At 68.8% G+C, this 2,899-nt stretch carries 3 protein-coding genes; 1 reads left to right on the plus strand and 2 read right to left on the minus strand.

Annotated elements, in window-relative coordinates; genetic code table 11:
* Nucleotides 1–14 precede the first annotated feature (14 nt).
* Nucleotides 15–1,748, minus strand: coding sequence for a protein kinase domain-containing protein (locus ACEN88_RS28360; protein ID WP_413345040.1), 1,734 nt, complete (start codon nt 1,746–1,748; stop codon nt 15–17).
* A gap of 33 nt (nt 1,749–1,781) precedes the next feature.
* The gene (locus ACEN88_RS28365) at nt 1,782–2,600 is read right to left on the minus strand and encodes a formate/nitrite transporter family protein (protein WP_371766803.1); all 819 of its coding nucleotides are present in this window, start codon (nt 2,598–2,600) and stop codon (nt 1,782–1,784) included.
* A 79-nt stretch (nt 2,601–2,679) separates the two neighbouring features.
* Here ACEN88_RS28365 and ACEN88_RS28370 point away from each other — a divergent pair, with 79 nt between their 5' ends.
* Nucleotides 2,680–2,895: a hypothetical protein gene (locus ACEN88_RS28370; protein WP_413345043.1), complete on the plus strand. Its 216-nt coding sequence runs from the start codon at nt 2,680–2,682 to the stop codon at nt 2,893–2,895.
* The last annotated feature ends 4 nt before the right edge of the window (nt 2,896–2,899 follow it).

Below are 2,899 nucleotides of genomic sequence, written 5' to 3' on the forward strand. Positions count from 1 at the left end.
CGTCTGGCCCGCGACTAGCCCCGCAACGCCAGGTCCGCCACCAGCGCCACCCCCAGCCCGAACGACACCGCCTTCCAGAACAACAGCGGACTCCGTTCGATCAGCGGGGTGCGCCGCCGCTCGGCAAACGCGCTGTTCGGATGGTGCAGGTCGTACACGAATTCGGCGACGTCCTCGTAGCGCCGGCGCGGATCGATCTGCAGCGCCTTGTGCAGCGCCGCGTCGACCCAGGCCGGAATCGACGGATCGTGCTCGCGCGCGAGCGTGTACGCGAGCCGGCGCTGCGCCGCGCGCCCCGCCGCGCGCGGGATCCCGACGCCGTACGGCAGCTCTCCCGTCAGCATGAAGTACGTGAGCACGCCGAGCGCGAACACGTCCGAACGCACGGTGCCGCGTTCGCCGAGGAAGTACTCCGGTGCGGCGTACAGCGCGGCGCCCTGCAGCGTCCAGTCCTCGTCATGGGAGGCCATCTCGACGACGCCGGCCACGCTCACCGACCCGAAATCGATGATGCGCGCGTTGCCGGCGGCGTCGATCATGACGTTTTCCGGCCGGACGTCCTGGTGCAGCATCTCGAGCCGGTGGAACGCGCGCAAGCCTTTCGCCACCTGGTCGACGATGCGGCGCACGGCGCCCAGGCGGGGGCGCGGCTGGCTGCGCAGCCACTGCGCCAGCGTGACGCCTTCGATGTATTCGGCGGCGACGTAGACATGGCTGCGGCGCCGCGCCGGCGCCGGCTTGACGACGTGCGGGCTGCGCACGCGCCCCATGATCCACTCTTCCATCACGAACCGCTCCATGTAGGCGCGGTCGCCGGCGAGATCGATGGAGGGCATCTTGAGGATGACGTGCGCGCCGCTGTCCGGATCCTCGGCCAGGTAGACGTGGCTGCGGCTGCTGCCGTGCACCTCGCGCACGATGCGGTAGCCGTCGAGTTCCGCGCGCGGGGCCAGCAGCGGCGGCAGCGGCAGGTCCGCCATCTGGCGCAGCAGTTCGGAGGCTTCGCGCGCCTGCAGAGATTCGATGCGCACCAGCTGCACGGTGAGATTGTCCGCGCTGCCGTTGGCGAACGCGCGCTGCACGAGACGGCTCGCGGCCGCGTCCAGGTCCGGCGCGTCCTGCAACGCGGCGTGGACGTCGGCGCCCGACACGTGCTCGTACACGCCGTCCGTCGCCAGCATGAACAGGTCGCCGGCTTCCAGCGCCACGGCGCGGTAGTCGATCTCGATACGGTCCTGCACGCCCAGCGCGCGGCTCAGGTAGCTGCGCTCGGGCGACACCCACACGCGATGGTCGGTCGTCAGCTGTTCCAGGCTGGCGCCCTGCGCGCCCGCGTGGACGCGGTAGATGCGCGCGTCGCCCACGTGGAACAGGTGGGCGGTGTTCGACTTGATGACGAGCGCGGAAAACGTGCAGACATGGCCGCAGTCCTGGTCGGCGCGGTCCTGGCCCTGCCGCGTATGGGCATACAGCCACGCATTCACGGCAGCGAGCACCTTCTCGGCCGACGTCCGGACCGACCAGGCGTCCGCCGTCGCGTAGTAATCGTCGAGGAACGCCGCGACGGCGGTGGCGCTGGCGACGTGGCTCACGGCGCTGCTGCTGATGCCGTCCGCCAGCGCGAGCGCCGCCCCCTTCGTCGAGGCGAGCGGCGCGCGCGGGATCACCACGCCGTGGCAGTCCTGGTTGACGGCCTTGCGGCCCCGGTCACTGTGCTGGCCGACGGAGAGCGTCAAAGGCTGCATCATGGGCTGCAAAGCGGGACGCCGGCGCGCGCGTCGTCAGACTTTGTTGAACGAGCGCTTCGGCGCCGTCTTCACGTGCGTCGAGTACAGCGTCAGTCCGGTGAACGCGAGGCCGCCGACGAGGTTGCCCAGCACGGTCGGGATCTCGTTCCAGACCAGGTAGTCGAGGAAGGTGAAGTGCGCGCCCGTCAGGATCCCGAACGGGAACAGGAACATGTTCACGACCGAGTGTTCGAACGCCATCGCGAAGAACAGCATCACGGGCATCCACATGGCGATGACCTTGCCGCCGACCGTCGTCGAGATCATGGCGCCCACGACGCCCGTCGACACCATCCAGTTGCACAGCATGCCGCGGATGAACAGGGTGACCATGCCGGCGAAGCCGTATTCCGCATAGCCCAGCGTGCGCTTTTCGCCGATGGTGCCGATCGTCTTGGCCAGCACGCCGCCGTCCGTGTGGAAGCCGAACGTGAAGATATACGCCATCAGGAAGGCCACCGTGAACGCGCCGAGGAAGTTACCGGCGAAGACGATGCCCCAGTGCTTGATCACGCGCGGCAGCGTGACGCCGGGCCGCCGGTCGATCAGCGCCAGCGGCGTCAGGACGAACACGCCGGTCAGCAGGTCGAAGCCGAGCAGGTACAGCATGCAGAAACCCACCGGGAACAGCAGCGCGCCGATCAGCGGCACGCCGGTCGCCACCGAGCAGCTGACGGCGAACACCGCCGACAGGGCAAGGATGGCGCCGGCCATGTAGGCGCGGATCAGCGCATCGCGCGTCGACATATAGATCTTGGATTCGCCCGCGTCGACCATCTTGGTCACGAATTCTGAAGGCACCAGGTACGCCATGAAATACTCCCCAGGGAACCGCGATGACGCGGCAATGTTGATCGGTAATCCGGCGTCGATTGCGCCGTCATGGGGAGTTATGCAAGAAGCGGGCCCGCATCAGACCGGGGCGATTCTCACGGACCTGCGCACCGCGACCGTGCCGGTGCTGCCTGCTGGTGCGGTGGCGCACCATTGTTGGAGAGGACGCCCACGTGCGTGCACACGAACGATGCAGGCCGTGTGGCGCGATGCGCGTCCTGGCCCCGGTCAGGCGCCGAACCAGGCCGCGCGCGCGGCCTGGTTCGGCGCCTGACCGG

Source organism: Massilia sp. CT11-108 (assembly GCF_047302915.1).
In the GTDB taxonomy this organism is placed as follows: domain Bacteria; phylum Pseudomonadota; class Gammaproteobacteria; order Burkholderiales; family Burkholderiaceae_D; genus Telluria; species Telluria orientalis.